Consider the following 16,203-nt stretch of genomic DNA (forward strand, 5'->3'; position numbering starts at 1 on the left):
CGTCTTTCTGGGTAACGTTTTGTATTCTAACAATACTTAACCCGTATAGCAACCGAATAAACAGTACATAATGTTTGTACAGTAAAAACTGTACAAAGTTTTCCGTCCATATGCTCCGTCATTCTCCTTATTCTGGCTAAGAAGACACCTTTACATTTGATATCGCTTTTCCTACAATAGAAAATGTGCTGAATCTAAGCAGTTTTTTTGGTTAAAAGATAGTCGTAGGCGTTTGCAACTTGGTAAAGCTCCCATGATATACATGGTGTAACCTAAAGCCCGTTGGCATATAGGATGTCCTGCCGGATACTTTCCCATGTAAGCAGGATCTTAAACAGTTGCAATTATATTGCCGAGACTGGGAATGTTCAGAATGGAGGTTGCAAGCATGAGCTTGGACCATTTACAAGAGGAACAGCAGGCAACCGTTCTTAGGATCCGTAAACGCGTCATTGAAGCCATTGGGCGTAATATGGATCTCTACGGCGTTACGCTGTCCACGGGACACTTATATGGATTGCTTTTTTTTGCAGACAAACCTATGACCCTTGACGATATGGGCCGGGAAATGGAAATGAGCAAAACGAGCATGAGTACCGGCGTACGTACACTGCTGGATCTAAAAATGGTGAATAAAGTATGGAGCAAAGGCTCCCGGAAAGACCTATATGAAGTGGAGTATGACTGGCATCAGACGTTTACGGATTATTTTGTGATTAAATGGAGAAAAGCCGTGGAGAGTAACCTTCAGGTACTGCGAAAATCCGTTGATGAACTGAATCGTTTGATTTCTGATCTGGATGAACAAGCGGATGCTGAACTTCTTCACATTCTTAAGGAAGACAAGCATAAGGTTCTTCAAGCTGAGGCCTACTACAAATGGCTGGATCGCTTGATTGATACCATGGAAGATGAGGAAATATACAAACTGGTTCCGAAGGAAGAGATCAAGGAACATTAATAACTGCAAAGCAAAAGGCCCTTTCCGAATCGGAGAGGGCTCTTTGTTTTGGTTGATTATGCACTTGTACATTTATAATGAAGAAAAACACATGCTTTACAATTGTCCGATTAATCCCACACGTGATAAGGTCACAAGCTGCTGAACGATCTGTTCCAGTTCGTCCATGATCTGATGGCGTCCGCTTGGGGTCCAGGATAGTACGGACCAATCGGATATATCGTGTACGTTGCCTTTCAACACGGCTGGAGAGCGATTCCAGGCGGTAGTTTGTTTCATGCGCCGAAGCAGTTTCTCATTTGCAGGAGAATTGGAGACGCGGTTCATGAACAGATGATCCGTGTCCAACATGGGGATGCTATCCGCCGCATACTCATCTGTTATTAAATCCGTAGATATGAACTGTGCAGGATTTAGTCCGAGTTCACCGTACATAAGGCGATGTAATGGACGCTCGGCATTTTCCTGGAGCCGGATAGACTGATTCGTAACCTGCATAAGCATAATACGTTCTTGCCCGAAGTGATGCTTCAAACGGAGTCTGATATCAAGATTGCGAAGCGCCAGCTGTTTGAAATTCTGCAAGGCCTGTTGCTCCCTTCCGACCAGTTCAGCCAAGCGTAAGTGATTTTCTTTCCAGTCATGGGCCTGATCCAGAATAACTGTAGGTGCAATACTTTTGAGCTTATCGTAAAAGGGTTGATGATAAAAGTCACCGATAATAAGGTCCGGCTTGGCCTGACGTAGTTTCTCCAATTGTGTGGCTAGCCGCTGCTGCTGCTCGACTTCATTAAGCTCCCAATTATGGAATCCGTCCATTGCAGCTACGGGATGTAATCCGAGCGAAGAGAGGTTCTCATGAAGTCCCATCATGGACGCCGTAGCCACGCGAATTTGGTCTTTTTTCATATATAGGCTGGGTGCGATCCCCAAGGTTTGTTTGAATTTGCGGCTAAAATAATATTCATTACCATAGCCAACAGATACGGCGACGTCTTTGAGTACACATGATTCCTGCTTAAGCTGTTTTTTGGCTTCGTCAATCCGTAAACGATTCAGATAATCGGTAGGTGACATGCCTTTGGCTTTTTTGAAACTGCGAGAATATGAGCTTGGCGTCAATCCGGCAATTTTGGCAAGTTGATCCATGCTGATGCCATCATTCATGAACCGTCTCATATACATAATGCTGCGTTCAAGTGCTGGATCGACCTTCTCATAATTTTCTTCAAGCCGATTCTCCGAGAGATACTGCAAGAGCTCATGCAGCTGGCTATGTATACTGATAAAGTGATCGGGGTTTACGCCGCGATAGGCTTCATACAATTGTTCAAATCGTGCTCTGGCTTGTTTGTCATGGCGAACCATCAGTCTGCCTGTCTCCCAATCCAGCGGGAAACCAGAGGAGGAGGACATTTTCCATTGACCGCGCACTTGCTGCAAACAGACCGTATCCATGCGAAGTATTATAAACTCCGTAACAGCCGAGCGTGCAGCCGCTTCAATCATTGTTCCTGGCTTCAGAACATACAGTTGATTGGCTTCGGCGGTATAGACCGTATCGTTCAGGACCAGGACACCGTCTCCTTGTAAAATAAGACAGAGCATGGGCCGGGACACCGTCTTGCCTTGCACACGGAAATGCTCCCCGCGCCGTACACGGCACATGGAAGAGAGTAGCGGTAGAGATGAGGTTTCAGAAATGAAGGGAAGCTGTTCAGTCATACGGACCATCCTTTTGTCTTATTTTCTTAATGATAACAATTATCATTCTCATATGGAAGATGTTTTTGAAAAATAGTTTTGGACATGAAAAAAAGAGGATACCCAGAGCCGTTATAGCTTCAGGGTTATCCTCTTTATTTTGGACAAGAATGTTGAGATAGCTATAAGCCTATACCCACATGCGTGGGGTTAGTTTGGCACGACCAACAGGATATCATCCAGGAAAACGTCGCTTAGCACCTTTTTGCCTGTGCCATTGGCTTGCACATGGTACAGACGATAGAGATCATTTGCGTTGATGTAGAACATGCCCGGAACATCGTCATGAAGCTGGAACGTTGCCCATTCCTCTCCAGCAAGCTTGGATACTTTGAGGGCTGTGCTCACGGAATAAAGACCATTTGTACCGGATAGATATGCAATAGTTGGTGTTCCGTTGGTCAGCTGAGCAGTTACGAAAGTGACACTGTTCAAATTCAAGTTGGCAGATTTGGATACCTTGTTCCCGGCGATGGTTTTGGCATACGCCTTTTTGTCTGCATCCACAACTACAACCTTATCTGTACCCAGTGGACTGACCTCCCGGATGCTCTTACTATGAATCTGAAGTGTTTTGCCAGAAGTAGTTAATGCAAAGGCTTTGCCTGTTGAATAATCATAATCCTTGTTGCTGTCCAGCTTGATGCCTTTGTTATACACATAAAGATTGTTGCCCCAGCCGCCGGCATAAACAGCGTTCACATCCAGCTTTGCTTTTGGATTAACAGCTGTACCTTTGCCTGTATTGTAGTTTACCTTGTACATGATAATGGCGTTGGTAGAGTAGTACTGCTCGTACGGGTCAGTGTTCACCATCAATTGCAGTTCGTTTTTGGCCACGTTCATAAAATAACGACTCTCCACTGCACCAGCAGCAATCCGCTCTACGGCTCCGCTGCCATTGGATGCTTTGGAAACGATCCATGGGTTTCCATTAACGAGCCCGTTATAATATACACGGCCTTTTGTTACGGCGAGCAGCGGAAAATCTGTATCCGCTTTGTCTGCAATTTTGGTGGCAGCGGAAGCTTCGCTATTGCCATTTGCACGATAGATCGTTCCATTGTAATCCATATAATAGATGAACCCGTTATCCGTAAAGTAGCTCAATACATTTGTCGCGTACGTTTCAGCCGAATCGCTGGAACCGTCATTGGGAACGCGAAGCAGCGTTGTGGAAGACTCGGAACGGGTGTAATAGAGATAGGATCCTGCCGCAGCCAGACCATCTCCTTCAAAATCAAGCAATACCTCTGTGGTTCCGCTTCCGTCACCGGATACTTTGTACAATACACCATCGGAATCATAATATACCGTAGTTTGGCTGAGGGAAGCTGCTTGAGCATTGGCTCCGCCTCCAAGTATTGCTGCCGCGATCAGTGTGAACAGCAGCAAGGTGCAAACCGTGCGTTGCATGTGTGTAGACCATTTGTTCATAAATCAATCGTCACCCTTCTTCTTTATGTATGTAAGTAACACATTAACACCTTAAGTTATATCGGTAAACTATGGAAAATATGTTATACATCTCAGTCGGATAAAATGGACAGATATGAAATTGAATTTCATTAAAAATCCATATTGGAATGCATCTGCGCATGCTGCTGCCAATCCCGTCCAAAAGCATTCCCGAAGCGTTATGAGCGTGATACCATACGCTTTAACCAGAGCAGAGGAGTGGATGTTGATGATGAATATTGCCATCGTGGGATTTGGAAACGCGGTTGTGAATTATCATTTGCCTTACCTGGAAAGAAGGGATGATATCCAGGTGAAGATGATCTTCCGTCGTGAGGAGGATCGGATGGGGGATACGGAACGTGAAGCGTATTATCCCGAGATTACGTTTACAACGAATATAGGCGATGTGCTTCAGGATTCGGAGATTGAATTAATTGTGGTAGCGACCCATGTGGACAGCCATGTGGAATATGCAAATCTGGCACTGGATCATGGTAAACATGTTTTGGTGGAGAAACCATTTGCCTCAACTTCGGCTGAAGCAAAGGAAATTTTTGACCTTGCCAAACAGAAAAATCTCATCGCCATGGCGAATCAGAACCGCAGATTTGACGGAGATTTCCTGACCATGAAAAAAGTAATCGAGAGTGGCAAGCTGGGCAATATCGTTGAGATTCAGTCGCACTATGATTATTTTCAACCGAAATATAACCGGAAAGGATTTGGGCTGTTGCATGGCTTGGCTGTGCATACCATCGATCAACTGATCTCCCTTTATGGCAGAGCAGACCGAATCGATTATGATGTGCGGAGTCTTGTGGCGCCGGGTGAATCAGACGATTATGTCGATATTGATTTTCGGTATGGAAGAATGAAAGCGACCGTGAAGTGCAGTCTGCTTGTGAAGATTAGCCATCCCAAATTCATTGTGCATGGAGACCTGGGAAGCTTTATCAAATATAGCAGCGGCCATCAAACGAAAAATGAAAACGGGCCAACGGTCGTATCATTTGAAGTTGAATCGGAAGATAACTGGGGCACGTTGAGCTACGTGGATGATGAAGGAACTTCCCATACAGAGAGAGTCCCTTCGGAGATTACCGACTATGGGATTTTATATGAAAAATTGATTCAGGCCATCCGAAATAACGGAGAGAAGCCCGTTAAGGACGACGAAGTGTTATACGTGCTGGATATTCTGCACGACGGTGTGGAAGCTGCCAAAAAAGCCAAATAACAATAAAGCAGTCAACAAAGAGATGACAGGAGCGAAATACCATATGAAAATAGCAACCATCGGCACAGGTTTTATTGTGGATGCCATCCTTTCGGCGGTTCAGGCATTAGATCATGTGACTTGCACCGCGATCTATTCCCGGAAAAGAGAAACAGCACAGCCGCTTGCAGACAAATATGCTATAGACACCATCTATACAGATCTCGATTCCCTTTACACGGCCTCCAATGTGGACTTTATTTATATCGCTTCGCCTAACAGCATGCATTATGAGCAGGCCTATCAGGCACTGCAACACGGCAAACATGTGATCTGTGAAAAACCGTTCACGTCTACACGTCAGGAGGCGGAAACATTAATCGCTCTGGCGAAGGAAAAAAATTTGATGTTGTTTGAAGCCATATCCAATATCCATTTGCCGAATGTACAGATTGTACAAGAACAGTTGCCCCGACTGGGCGAGCTCAAATTCATCCAGTGCAACTATAGCCAGTATTCGAGCAAATACAACCAGTTGCTTGCAGGTGAAATCCCGAATGTATTCAATCCGGAATTCTCCGGCGGCGCCTTAATGGATATCAATATTTACAATCTTCATTTGATCCAGAAGCTGTTCGGCAGCCCCGAATCTGTGTCTTACACTGCGAACAAACATGCCAATGGGATCGATACGTCAGGTGTGTTGGTGCTCTCCTACCCGACGTTCATTGCCGAAAGTGTAGGCTGCAAAGATACCAACAGTATGAATTTTGTTCTTATCCAGGGAGAGAACGGTTATCTGCATGTGGTGGGCGGAGCCAATGGCTGCAAGGAAATCAGGCTTCAGGTGGGGAATGAACCTGTAGAGGAATTCAATGTACAGGATGAACCTAACTGGTTCTACTATGAGTGGGAGGCTTTTAGAGACATGTATACAAACGGCGACTATGAACGGTGTTATGAACTGCTGGATCATAGCCGTTCTGTCATGAATACTATGACCGAGGCGCGCAAGGATGCCGGAATTGTGTTTGCGGCAGATCAGGGTTAATAGCTGTCATGGATGGTACTCATATACAGAATATCGAAGATATACAGTACGGAGACCATGGAGGACATTTTGGACAGTCGTAACTGCTCATTGTATCCATAAGTAAGTAACGTCGCATCGCACTGTTTGGAGAGAGTGGAAAGATTGTTAACCGTGACTGCGATGACGTTCATCCGTTTGTTGCTCAGTATGCGGGCAGCATCAATCATGGATTGATTTTCACCTGTATGCGATATGACAAAAGAAAGCGTGGAAGCACTAGGGTTCATTGTGTTTAAATAGTGCATGTTTGGGCTGTTGTGTGCGATCGCCGATATGCCAAGTTCGTTCCACTTGGTACAGGCTTGTTGTGCCAAATAATAGTTCATGTCACTGCCATATATATCAATGCGCCCGGCTTGTTTGACCCAGTTCACAATGCGCAGCAAAACAGAAGCATTCAGCATGCGACGAGTCTCGTCCAATGCCTGCTGATACAGATAAGGGACAGAATCGATGGAGGCTAATACGTTACCTTGTTCTATGTATGGAGGATCATGTGGTTGGAACGCAGAGGGGGCCTGCTGATATTCCAGCGCAAGCTTTAATTGAAAGTCTGGGTACCCTTTGGTACCCAGTTTTTTGCATAAACGAACAATAGTCGATGAGCTTGTAAAGGTTTTTTGAGCCAGTTCATGGGCAGTACAATCAAAAACGACTTCGGGATTGTTTCGGATATACTCAACAATATGCTTTTCCTGTGCTGTCAGTTTTTCTGTATATTTTAATTTTTGAAGCAGGATATATTCCATTCTCTTTCTCATTCCCCTCTGTCCGTCATCCTCATACTAGGTCTTCATATCATAACCTGCGTCCTTTTTTTTCTCAATCTGCCCACCGATGATGATGATGATGATGCAATGACCAAGGTCCGCCTAAATCTGACTTTCAGCCAGCTGTTGACGACTGTTCCACGAAGTGACCAGATGAAGCAAAATGAAACTGATGAGCAGAAGCACCGCTCCGACCAGGAGTAACATAAGAGGACTGATGAGCAGCATGCCACTTGCCTGACCGGCAATCAGCGCAAGCAATGGAATCACGACCAATCCCCCCAGTTGATAGGCCTCCTGAAATCCACGTACCTTCGCCGAGATCAGTACATTCAACAGAATGACCACAAGACTGCACGCCGGAACAACCCACAGAACGAGAATGATCCAGTTCAGATTCGGAAACATCCATTTCCCGAACATGGGATACATCAGGATATTGGCAATGATTCCGTAGATAATGAAGGTAATCCAGGATAATAACAGAGAAGGAATAAGGGCAGCTAACACCTTGCCTTTAAACAACGTATCCATACTCATCGGAGTGAACAGAAGACCTTCCAGGGTCTTGCGTTCCTTCTCGCCTGCAAAACTGTTGGCCGTCAGAATGCTGGATGCCATCACTGGAATGATGAGAAACAGGGGCGCAAACATGTATAAGGCCAGGTAATAGACAATACGGTGGTTATCCGTAGGCATCGAAGCAAGCTGCGGAATCCGCCCGGCATGGGTTAGGTTATCCAGCGTATCAAGCAGGAAGCTCATATTGCCGAGGGAAGCAAGTTCCAACCTTGAGGCTGCCCAAATGAGTATCCCAGGCATGATGATCCCGATAACGAGCGGAACGATCAACATGGGTAGCCAGAGCTGCACGCTGGCTGTGATGGCTCGAATATCTTTACGAGCAAGTGCACGTATGGCTTGTCTGTTATTCATGATGGTGTGCCTCCCTAATGGCAAAATAAATACTCTCCAGATCGCTGCCCGTAATCCGGGCTTGATAGACTTGTCCACGCTCGGTCAATTGTCGAAGTAGCAACGGAATATCTTCACGAGTTTGAAGCTGGAAAACGGCTTTGTTCACGGAAACCATCTCCGGTGTATACCCTGTTACCGTTTGCCAGCCATTCGGCATGGTGGCTTCAACTTCGATCCGGGGTGAGGTCAGGTATCGGTTGACGATCTCCTGCTCCGTACCTTCCTCAACCTTGCGCCCTTTTTCCATAAAAATATACCGGTCACACACAGCCGATAGCTGGGATAACACATGAGACGATACGACAATTGTCATATGTTCCTCCTGATTAAGCCGACGGATGATTCGGAGGACCATCTGAATCCCATCTGGGTCAAGCCCGTTGGTTGGCTCATCCAGAAAGAGAATGGAGGGGCGGTGCAGCAGCACCCGTGCTAGACCTACGCGTTTTTTCATTCCTGTGCTGTAGGTGCCTACTTTTCGATGTTGATATTCCTGCAATTCGAACAGATCCACGAGCTCGTCAATCCGTGCTTTGGCATGTTGTACACCGAAAGCTTCAGCGAAAAAGATCAGGTTGTCACGCCCACTCATATTTTCATACAATCCGCTCTGCTCGGTTAGTGTGCCGCATATGGCTAGTACGTTCTCCGTCTCACGGAAAGGATCAAGTCCGTTAATGCTCACTTGCCCACCCGAAGCGCCAAGAACGCCGTTCATGATGCGGATCAGGGTGGTTTTGCCCGAACCGTTGGGCCCGATTAGCCCGGTAACGCTGCCTTGTTCAACCGTGAAGCTGACATCGTTCAGTGCCTGATGGTGCACTTTAAATTGTTTGGAAATGTTGCGAACTTCAATCATGTACATTCACCGTCCGATCTGAGTTTGGAGATTATACGTCTATATCAGCAATATCGTTCAAATGGAGGGCCGAAAAATAAAAACTCTACGTCTTTAGTCCCAAACGCGGGCAGTAACTTCACCCTAAAGTCCGGCGAAATCGGGTCTCAGGTTTGTTTTCACAGTGGTCTATACCATGTATTCTGGTTAAAAGGATGCAATATCCCGTTTCATTGCCATTCATAACGTGGTAATTAGACTTAAGGCCTCTTACATATCATGAATGCCTGAATATTCATCTAACGCCGGTCTTGGTTAGCCAAGGCCGGTTTGACGTCGTTACTTGGCGCATCCATCCAATGGAACGCCTCATTTCTTGTAATTACATAACTAATTCGTCTAACACATCATATGAACACTTCCATTAGAAAGCATCCGATGTGTTTGACCCAGAGGAAGGTGAGCGAAATGACAGCATCCAATGAGTATCGCTTTCAGGTGAACTTGAGCGGTATGATCCAGATTTTATCGAACCATCTATACAGCAGCCCCAAAGTGTTTTTACGTGAATTAATGCAAAATGCGACGGATGCCATTACAGCTCGAACAGAGACGGAACCGGGATTTCAGGGTGAAGTACGCGTAGAACTGACTGGAACTGGCGAGCAGTTGACCATGATGGTGGAGGACAACGGCATTGGCTTGACGGAAGCCGATATCCATGAGTTTCTGGCGATGATAGGTCAATCGTCGAAGCGTGGTCAGCAGGCGTTGCTGGATGGAGAGACTTCGTTTATCGGGCGATTCGGGATCGGATTATTGTCCTGTTTCATGGTGAGTCATGAAATCGTCATGCTGACGCAATCCGCGAAGGGTGGACCTTCGATGGAATGGCGGGGTAAGCCTGATGGCACCTATACGATTCGGCAATTGGAGACACAGTTGTCTCCGGGAACAAAAGTATATCTTCGCTGTACGCCGGATGCAGCCCATTATTTTGAAACGGAATATGTGAAAGAAGCCTTGTTCTATTATGGAGCGCTGCTGCCTTATCCAGTCATCCTGCATAGTGACGGTGTTCAACATATCGTCAATAGCCAGTCACCAATCTGGTTAATGGAGCCCGAACTCGCACGTGGACGCAGAGCGGAAGTGTTGGCTTTTGGTGAACGATTACTTGGAGAGAAGTTTCAGGATTACATTCCACTGACAACGGCTTCTGGCCGTACAGGAGGCATTGCTTTTGTGCTGCCACATGCCGTTAATCTGAATGCCAAGCGTCCCCATAGGGTGTATCTGAAGCGAATGCTGATCTCGGAGAAAGCGGAGAATATTTTGCCGGATTGGGCGTTCTTCGTGAAATGCCTGATCTGGACAGACGAGCTTCAACCGACGGCTTCCCGGGAACATTTTTATGAAAATGAAAAGCTGGAAGAAGTTCGCTCCGAACTTGGCGATGCCCTTCGTCAAGGACTTGCTGACATGGCTGAGAACCAAACGGAGCGACTGCAAAAGCTGATTCGCCTGCATGCGCTGTCGATGAAGGCACTGGCTGTGCAGGATCAGGAGTTCTACGCGATGATTCACCGCTGGCTTCCGTTTGAAAGCACCCGTGGTCATCGGGAACTGGGCGAGTTGATAAGTGAAGGAGAGACGTTGTACTTCACTACCACGGTGGATGAGTATCGTCAGATTCATCATGTCGCGTCAGCCCAATCGATGCTGGTCATTAACGGTGGATACATCTACGACAGCGATTTGATGGCCATGCTGCCATTGGCGGTGCAACATGTTCAGACGCAGCGGTTGCAGCCGGACGAGGTATCCATGAGTTTCACCGACGTGCCACCAGCTGAACGGAACCAGTATTACGATGCCTTGCGCCTTGCGGACTCTGCTTTGCAACGTTTCCGCTGCCGTGCAGAGGTCAAGGGCTTCAAGCCAGTCGATTTGCCGGTGCTGTTCACGCTCTCGCAGGAGTCTTCCACGCTGCGTGCATTGGAAAAAGCAAGTGAGGAGAGTACAGAATTATTCTCCTCCGTCCTCGGATCATTGTCATCCGGCATTAGTTCCGCAGGTTATTCGACTCTGTATCTGAACATCAGCAATCCAATTATTCAGCGGGTCCTGACTTCACCGGATGCCCAAATGACTCCGATTGCCATTGAGATGTTATATGTCAACGCGTTGATGATGGGGCATTATGCGATGAATCGGCAGGAGCTTGAGGTGCTGAATCAGGGCATCGTTCGTTTTATTGATTGGGGTTTGCGTGCGAATACAGATCGTAAGGGGGATGCCTGATGAAGACCGAAATGGATTTTGAGGATTTGATGGATGAGGCCTATGGCCTGCCTAATGGAACAGCGAAGCTGGGCATGCTGGAGGAAGCAGCAAGAGTCGCCGATGTGAACGGCATGGAGGAGGAAGCGTACGAAGCTCGGTCAGAGATCGTGGAGACTGCGACATTCTGCGGTTATCCGATGAAAGCACTGATTGCGTTTTCCTGGCAGCTGGGCAAGTTTGATCAACAGCCAGAACGTTATGACGAAGAAACATTAATGTGGTCGTATAAATGGATTTTGGGCGAGTTATCCAGCTTCCCGGAAGTGTCTCGCGATAAAATGATGGAGCTGCTGGAAGACTTTGGACGTCGCTTCAAATCATTTGGGTACAGCGAGCGTTCGTATTGGTATTATCGGTTCCGCATATCCATGGATCTTGGCGAGCTGGAGGAGGCCGGTACCAGCTATACGAAGTTCAGAAGTATGGACCGTGACTTTATGAGTGATTGTGAAGCCTGTGAGCAGGACGAGATTATGCGCTACTGGATACTGGTAGGTGAGGATGAGAAGGTACTGGAAGCAGCGAAGCCCATTTTGAAAGGGCGGATGAGTTGTGCTGAGATTCCGCACCTGACCTTATCGGAGATTTTGATGCCACTATACCGGCTTGGCAAAATTGATGAAGCTGACAAACATCAGGCCAAAGGCTATCGCATGATCAAAGGACATAATGATTTTGTGCAGAGCTTTGCCGAGCAGATGGATTACCTTGCACGCACGAACCCGGCGAAGGGCATTGATGTACTGGAAGAAAGTCTGGTGCTCGCGATGGATCATGAAGATCCGTTTGCCAAAATGATGTTCTATGCCAGAGCAGCACAACTGTTACGCCACTGGGCTGATGAATCTCCAGAATACCGATTACGGCTTCCGGCTTCATTCCCCTATGAAGGAGATCCGGGAGATTTGCATAAACTGGCCGATTATTTTGCGGCGTATGCCAAATCAGCCGCAGACAAATATGACCAGCGGAATGGCAATCAACATGTCTCTTCCATGTTGAGCTAGGTACTTAATCCATAACTTGCGAAGACCTCTTGAGTATCATCCTACGCTACTCCTAAAGATCACCACGCTAACCAAAACAGGCTTGTTCAGAAGGAGAGTTATCTTCCTTCGAACAAGCCTGTTTATCGTTTTTATACCGTGAATATAAGGTTGGTATTCCGGTTATTCAGGAGTCACGGTTGCAGGCGCGGTTGTATCTTCGGCAGGTTCCTCGTCTGAGGAAGTTTCCGATTGTGGCTGCTTTGTCATCAGATCAGCTACGATCTTGTCGGTTGGCTGTGTAAACAGCTGATACATAATTGCTGCTTCTTCCTGGCGAATCAGTGGTTTACGGGAGAGGAAATCAACGGATCCATCCTCCAGCACCTTCACTTCAGGACCGTGGATGCCTAGCTTAACCATCATCTGGATTGCAGGCACAGCCCAGGCATCTGTCTGCCCGGCCAGCTTCACATCCTCGAACAGTTCGTTCGGATATTGCAGCTGGAGAGTTCTCCAGATCATCACCATGGCTTCCTGACGGGTAATGACCTGATCCGGCTTGAATTGTTTCTCATCTGCACCCGTGATCATGCCGGATTCATAACCTAGCTGAATGTAACCGGCTGCAGGGTGTGTTGCCCAGTCGGTATCCGCAGGTGGCGTCGTTTTGCTGGCTTTCAGCCCGCTCATTTTAAGCACATCCTCAATGAATTCAGCCCGTGTAACGGCATTTTTGGGTTGAAAAGCTTCACTTGCATCATTGGTATAGTATCCAAGCGATTGTAATCCATAGATCGCTTCAGCATAAGGACTATTCGCCCGGACATCACGGAAGCCTTGGGGTTTCTGTCCTTTTTTCTCATATCCGAACGGATTGAGATAAGGTTCTTTCATATAGATGGCTCCATCAGCATTTTCCTTGAACGCCGTGAACTGGCCTGTTAACTCATCCTTGAAGAGGTTCTCTTCAACCTGAATTAGGGTACGTGGGCCAAGGAAGACGTCGGAAATGCTTAATTGTCCGGGTTCTTTGCCGCCATCTTTCAGTGAGCTGACAATTGTGCTCAGTCGCAGGTCCGCGTAAAGCCCAGCGAAGCGTTGCAGCTCATCCGCAGATTGAGGCGTATATTCATTGAACTTGACCGGCTCCGCATATTGCGGGAAGAACGTCTGGATAAAGGCCGGGTAGAAGAAATTGCGAAGTGCTCCCGTCTGGTTGTAGGTAAGGAAGACACCTGTATTTTGCTCAGGAATAAGGAATAGATAAGAGCTGAATCCGATCAGGTCGCCAGCTTTGGTAATAATTTTGGAACTGCTGCCTGCACCCGGAAGCTGAAAAGCAGCTTCAAATCCATACGTGGTATTTGGTAGCAGCGGATGAATGGAAGAACGGTATTGTTCCATGCTTTTTACCGTAGATTCTTTCCAAATCCGTTCGTTATCCTTCACACCATCATTCAGGAAAGCGATCATGAAATTTCCGATATCCTCTGCCGTTGAGAGCATGCCGCCTTGAGGCATAGGTGTTGGGGAAAGGGTGTACAGGTCTAGTGGATTATGGCCCGCATCATAGGCTGTTGCAAGTTGGTTTTTGAACTTGCCGTTCAGCATGAAACTGCTGTTATCCATACCCAGAGGTTTGAAGATATGCTGCTGCATATACGTTTCAAACGGCTCTCCGCTCACATTCTCCACAATCATGCCAAGCAGCAGGAAGGAGAAGTTGTCGTACATGTAGGCGCTACCAGGTTCCCGAACGACAGGTGGCATATGTAACTTGGCATAATCCTCCATCGATACGCTTTTGTCAAAGTCATCGTGGATGTCTTCCTGCTGCGGGTCGCGAATCTCGAATCCGGTGGTGTGTGTGAGCAGATTCTCTACCGTTACAGGTTTGTCAAAAGGATTATCGAACTCCAGTCCTTTCACATAGGTCTGGAAATCAGCCTTCAAATCCACCTTGCCTTGCTCCACAAGCTGCATGACAGCGGCTGATGTGAATGTTTTGGAGACCGAGGCGATGCGAAAGGTGGTATTTTTCGGATCAACGGGCTCTTTGCTCTCCAGATCGGAATATCCATACCCTTTCTCTGCCAAGACTTTACCATCTTTGACAACGACTACGGAAGCACCTACATATTGGGCCTTCGCTTCGGCGGAATCAAAAAATGTATCCAGAAAGGCTGTTGCGGACTCCGTTGTCAGCGCTGTTACTTTCCCTTTTTCATTGACCGCAGCAGGTGCAGTCTCCGCCTGCACGGCGGGTGCCCATAGACTGAGGGATAGGACAAAAGCCATGAACGCCCCCGTTAGGGAGGTGAGCCTGAAGCGGGTGCTTCGATTGGATAAATGCATGTAAACACTCCTTCAAAAGAAAATTTTGTAAAAGGAACTCTCCTGTTTATTACTGATTACTGGCCCGATAGGTTTCAAGATAGTAGATTGTGATATACATTCCCAATAGAACTCACAACTACCAGGAGAGAAATACAGCATAGAGAATCACAAAATTTAGGAGGCGTCTGCACAGGGTTGTGGTTCACTTTGACCCGTTGATGGCTGAAGCGACTGCCGGAAAAATACGAGAGCACCGATCCCCATTAATACATACAGGCCTGCCATTGCATACGAAGGCAGAACGGCCCCAATCGTTAGGCCAAGACTACCCAGTAGAGCGGCCGCGTTATAACTCATGCCGTCTGCAGCCATATATGCAGCACGGTCGGAGTCAGGAATCATGCCAGCAAGCATAACCTGACGGACAGGCGCATACATGAGCTCACCGATGGTTAGCAGTACAGCGGATGTAATAAGCAGCCAGGCCCAATTGCTGAAAGCGAGCACGGCAAAACCAGTAGTGTACAGACACATGCCGACGGTCATGATAAATCTGGATTGGAAACGCCCCATCCATTTGGTGAATGGAATGGCCATGATTACGACGAGTACAGTGTTAATCGCCATGATCAGACTGAACATCTGCAGACCTGAGATTTCCCAACTGAACAGTTGGGCATTGAATTCACTTTTCAGACGAACGGCGATGTATTTATCCATTTGGAATTCCAGAGAGACAGCCAGCACCGTTGCGGTGAAAAACACCATAAAACGTTTGTCTCTAAATACACCGCTATAAGTTTTCAATATATTCCTATTTATAGGGGTACCAAGGTGAAAGAAGTATTTCTTATCCATTGTTTCATGAATATAGAACAAGAGAATAAATAGTGTAACCAGGCTCTCCATGCATACCAGACTGAACAAAATGAAGCGAAAGGATTCGAATAATAACCCTCCCATCAATGCACCGATCGTAACGGCAGCGTTGGTGGTCCAATATTGCAGCCCATAGACATACTGACGTTCATGTTCACTGCTCACGTCTACAATCATGGCATTGGCAATGGGTCCGGTGATACCCGAACTAATGCTGCTAAGCAGAAACATGGCACAAGTTAAAGGAACGGAGTCCATCCATGGGGAGTTGGCGGCAGCCAGCCAGAACAGGGCGAACACCTGCATGCTTTGGGCGATGACCATCAGTTTCTTACGCCCGACTCGGTCAGACCAGTACCCTGCGCCCAGGCCAACGATCATGGAGGCTACAATATTAACGGTTAACAGCATACCTGCCCAGCCTGCACCAATCTGGACACTCAGATAAATCGCCATAAAAGGAATGATGGATTTCTGAGTTAGATCCGTAAAAAAATCAGTAATGATACGAATCTTGATGTTGCGATGCAAATCAGTATATTTCATGTACAGTTTTCTTCCTTCCCGCTGG

The 16,203-nt window shown here is 47.0% G+C and carries 12 protein-coding genes; 5 read left to right on the forward strand and 7 right to left on the reverse strand.

Annotated features, from left to right (window positions below):
* Nucleotides 1-388 precede the first annotated feature (388 nt).
* Complete coding sequence (locus ACFVQB_RS12895) at nucleotides 389-961, forward strand: GbsR/MarR family transcriptional regulator (protein ID WP_379439163.1); 573 nt, start codon at nucleotides 389-391, stop codon at nucleotides 959-961.
* Between the two features lie 96 nt (nucleotides 962-1,057).
* On the opposite strand, the gene ACFVQB_RS12900 is transcribed toward ACFVQB_RS12895, so the two are convergent.
* The gene (locus ACFVQB_RS12900; RefSeq protein ID WP_379439165.1) at nucleotides 1,058-2,686 is read right to left on the reverse strand and encodes a helix-turn-helix domain-containing protein; all 1,629 of its coding nucleotides are present in this window, start codon (nucleotides 2,684-2,686) and stop codon (nucleotides 1,058-1,060) included.
* 189 nt (nucleotides 2,687-2,875) lie between these two features.
* Entirely contained in the window at nucleotides 2,876-4,162 is a 1,287-nt protein-coding gene (locus tag ACFVQB_RS12905; protein WP_379439168.1) for a DUF5050 domain-containing protein, read from the reverse strand.
* Between the two features lie 250 nt (nucleotides 4,163-4,412).
* Between ACFVQB_RS12905 and ACFVQB_RS12910 the strand changes: the two genes are divergently transcribed.
* Both ACFVQB_RS12910 and ACFVQB_RS12915 read left to right on the forward strand, forming a co-directional pair.
* Entirely contained in the window at nucleotides 4,413-5,423 is a 1,011-nt protein-coding gene (locus tag ACFVQB_RS12910; protein WP_379439171.1) for a Gfo/Idh/MocA family oxidoreductase, read from the forward strand.
* Between the two features lie 43 nt (nucleotides 5,424-5,466).
* Nucleotides 5,467-6,453 (forward strand): Gfo/Idh/MocA family protein, encoded by a 987-nt coding sequence (locus ACFVQB_RS12915; protein WP_379439174.1) that lies wholly within the window; start codon nucleotides 5,467-5,469, stop codon nucleotides 6,451-6,453.
* Here ACFVQB_RS12915 and ACFVQB_RS12920 read toward each other — a convergent pair.
* The 3 genes from ACFVQB_RS12920 to ACFVQB_RS12930 all read right to left on the reverse strand — a co-directional run bounded on the left by ACFVQB_RS12920 (nucleotide 6,450) and on the right by ACFVQB_RS12930 (nucleotide 9,102).
* Nucleotides 6,450-7,256, reverse strand: a complete 807-nt coding sequence (locus ACFVQB_RS12920) for a MurR/RpiR family transcriptional regulator (protein ID WP_379439177.1) — start codon at nucleotides 7,254-7,256, stop codon at nucleotides 6,450-6,452. The two genes, ACFVQB_RS12915 and ACFVQB_RS12920, sit on opposite strands and share 4 nt — an antisense overlap.
* Nucleotides 7,257-7,367: 111 nt before the next feature.
* Nucleotides 7,368-8,201 (reverse strand): ABC transporter permease subunit, encoded by an 834-nt coding sequence (locus tag ACFVQB_RS12925; RefSeq protein WP_379439180.1) that lies wholly within the window; start codon nucleotides 8,199-8,201, stop codon nucleotides 7,368-7,370.
* Nucleotides 8,194-9,102 (reverse strand): ABC transporter ATP-binding protein, encoded by a 909-nt coding sequence (locus tag ACFVQB_RS12930; RefSeq protein ID WP_379439183.1) that lies wholly within the window; start codon nucleotides 9,100-9,102, stop codon nucleotides 8,194-8,196. Before ACFVQB_RS12930 ends, ACFVQB_RS12925 begins: the two co-directional genes overlap by 8 nt.
* A 447-nt stretch (nucleotides 9,103-9,549) precedes the next feature.
* Here ACFVQB_RS12930 and ACFVQB_RS12935 point away from each other — a divergent pair, with 447 nt between their 5' ends.
* Together ACFVQB_RS12935 and ACFVQB_RS12940 are read left to right on the forward strand one after the other, a co-directional pair.
* Nucleotides 9,550-11,385: an HSP90 family protein gene (locus ACFVQB_RS12935; RefSeq protein WP_379439186.1), complete on the forward strand. Its 1,836-nt coding sequence runs from the start codon at nucleotides 9,550-9,552 to the stop codon at nucleotides 11,383-11,385.
* Nucleotides 11,385-12,434 carry a hypothetical protein gene (locus ACFVQB_RS12940; protein ID WP_379439189.1) on the forward strand — a complete coding sequence of 350 codons (1,050 nt, stop codon included), beginning with the start codon at nucleotides 11,385-11,387 and terminating at the stop codon, nucleotides 12,432-12,434. Before ACFVQB_RS12935 ends, ACFVQB_RS12940 begins: the two co-directional genes overlap by 1 nt.
* A 162-nt stretch (nucleotides 12,435-12,596) precedes the next feature.
* On the opposite strand, the gene ACFVQB_RS12945 is transcribed toward ACFVQB_RS12940, so the two are convergent.
* Both ACFVQB_RS12945 and ACFVQB_RS12950 read right to left on the reverse strand, forming a co-directional pair.
* Complete coding sequence (locus tag ACFVQB_RS12945; RefSeq protein ID WP_379439192.1) at nucleotides 12,597-14,771, reverse strand: serine hydrolase domain-containing protein; 2,175 nt, start codon at nucleotides 14,769-14,771, stop codon at nucleotides 12,597-12,599.
* 156 nt (nucleotides 14,772-14,927) lie between these two features.
* Complete coding sequence (locus ACFVQB_RS12950; protein ID WP_379439194.1) at nucleotides 14,928-16,178, reverse strand: MDR family MFS transporter; 1,251 nt, start codon at nucleotides 16,176-16,178, stop codon at nucleotides 14,928-14,930.
* Between the last annotated feature and the right edge of the window lie 25 nt (nucleotides 16,179-16,203).

The organism is Paenibacillus sp. NPDC057886, from assembly GCF_042796655.1.
Lineage (GTDB): Bacteria > Bacillota > Bacilli > Paenibacillales > Paenibacillaceae > Paenibacillus.

Excerpts from the sequence above, each read along its gene's own strand:
- ACFVQB_RS12895 (WP_379439163.1), top strand. The coding sequence starts at position 389 with ATGAGCTTGGACCATTTACAAGAGGAACAGCAGGCAACCGTTCTTAGG.
- ACFVQB_RS12900 (WP_379439165.1), bottom strand. The coding sequence starts at position 2,686 with ATGACTGAACAGCTTCCCTTCATTTCTGAAACCTCATCTCTACCGCTA.
- ACFVQB_RS12905 (WP_379439168.1), bottom strand. The coding sequence starts at position 4,162 with ATGAACAAATGGTCTACACACATGCAACGCACGGTTTGCACCTTGCTG.
- ACFVQB_RS12910 (WP_379439171.1), top strand. The coding sequence starts at position 4,413 with ATGATGAATATTGCCATCGTGGGATTTGGAAACGCGGTTGTGAATTAT.
- ACFVQB_RS12915 (WP_379439174.1), top strand. The coding sequence starts at position 5,467 with ATGAAAATAGCAACCATCGGCACAGGTTTTATTGTGGATGCCATCCTT.
- ACFVQB_RS12920 (WP_379439177.1), bottom strand. The coding sequence starts at position 7,256 with ATGAGAAAGAGAATGGAATATATCCTGCTTCAAAAATTAAAATATACA.
- ACFVQB_RS12925 (WP_379439180.1), bottom strand. The coding sequence starts at position 8,201 with ATGAATAACAGACAAGCCATACGTGCACTTGCTCGTAAAGATATTCGA.
- ACFVQB_RS12930 (WP_379439183.1), bottom strand. The coding sequence starts at position 9,102 with ATGATTGAAGTTCGCAACATTTCCAAACAATTTAAAGTGCACCATCAG.
- ACFVQB_RS12935 (WP_379439186.1), top strand. The coding sequence starts at position 9,550 with ATGACAGCATCCAATGAGTATCGCTTTCAGGTGAACTTGAGCGGTATG.
- ACFVQB_RS12940 (WP_379439189.1), top strand. The coding sequence starts at position 11,385 with ATGAAGACCGAAATGGATTTTGAGGATTTGATGGATGAGGCCTATGGC.
- ACFVQB_RS12945 (WP_379439192.1), bottom strand. The coding sequence starts at position 14,771 with ATGCATTTATCCAATCGAAGCACCCGCTTCAGGCTCACCTCCCTAACG.
- ACFVQB_RS12950 (WP_379439194.1), bottom strand. The coding sequence starts at position 16,178 with ATGAAATATACTGATTTGCATCGCAACATCAAGATTCGTATCATTACT.